The following is a 1,368-nucleotide window of genomic DNA, read 5'->3' on the forward strand; positions in this document are numbered from 1 at the left end:
TGGATAGGCTACACTAGACTAGACAGAAAAGATGTGGTGTGTAAACTAGAAGGAAACACACTGGAGGGAACATCTTATGTCAAACAGACAACGCCGAACATTCACCAAAGAATTTAAACAACAAATGATTGACCTGTATAATTCAGGAAAGCCCAGAGTAGACATTATCCGCGAATACGATTTGACACCGTCGGCCTTTGATAAATGGCTGCGCCAAGCAAAACAAAGCGGCTCGTTCAAAGAAACAGATAACTTAACACCTGCCGAAAAGGAACTAATTGCCCTCCGCAAACGAAACCAACAGTTGGAAATGGAAAATGATATTTTAAAGCAAGCAACGCTGATATTCGGACGAAAAGACAAGTAATTGATGCCAACAAGCATAAGTACTCGATATCAGCGATGTGTAAAGTCTTAAATATCTCTCGACAAACCTACTATTATCAACCAAAAGCACCACCTTGCGAGACTGAGTTGCAAGAAGCCGTCACAGAAGAATTTGAGCATAGCCGAAAAAACTATGGTACACGAAAAATCAAGATTGCTCTGGCTCGACGGGGAATGATTGTCAGCCGAAGAAAAATCGGACGAATCATGGCTTCACGGGGCTTGAAGTCCAATTATACGAAAGCTAAATTTCGTCATCACACTGCTTCCGTGAATCATTCACCGATTGGCAACCAACTCAATCGTTCCTTCTCCAATCGGAAACCCTTGGAGGCAATTATTACAGATTTAACGTATGTGCGCGTTGGTGCGAAATGGCACTATGTCTGCTTTATCATCGACTTATTTAACCGTGAGATTATTGGTCATTCATGTGGACCAAACAAGGATGCACAGTTAGTGAAGCAAGCGTTTCAACGCATCGGCTACCCACTGACCAAAGTCCAATTATTCCATACAGACCGTGGAAAGGAATTTGATAACCAGACGATTGAAGAGATTTTGACTGCCTTCGAGATCAAACGATCCTTAAGCAAAAAAGGCTGTCCTTACGATAATGCCGTCGCCGAATCTACCTACAAATCGTTTAAAGTAGAATTTGTTTATCCAAGTAAATTCGAGACATTGGCTGAGCTACAATTACAGGTGTTTGATTACGTGAATTGGTGGAATCATCTACGAATTCATGGATCACTTGGCTATGAAACGCCCGTCGGCTACCGAAATCTGAGATTGGCGCAGCCTCCCCTTGATAATGAGCCTGGATGTGTTCGCGCTGAGTAGGGGCAAGATTCTTGAATACCTGCCACGCACCGAGGCAATCACATCCAGGGAGGCTCGTTGTCAAGGGCAATCGGGCTAGGCGCTATGCAGGTATACATACACTACATAATTTTTGTCAAAATAGGGGTTGCCATTCCA

General features: G+C 43.3%; 1 protein-coding gene. It reads left to right on the top strand.

Features of this window, described 5'->3' with window-relative positions; genetic code table 11:
* Window positions 1-76: 76 nt before the first annotated feature.
* A protein-coding gene (locus ACYSNU_RS18880) for an IS3 family transposase (protein WP_461738613.1) occupies window positions 77-1,230 on the top strand; the annotation gives its coding sequence in 2 pieces (ribosomal slippage) (window positions 77-353 and window positions 353-1,230; 1,155 coding nt in all).
* Window positions 1,231-1,368 lie beyond the last annotated feature (138 nt).

It is taken from the genome of Enterococcus sp. LJL120 (assembly GCF_054871765.1).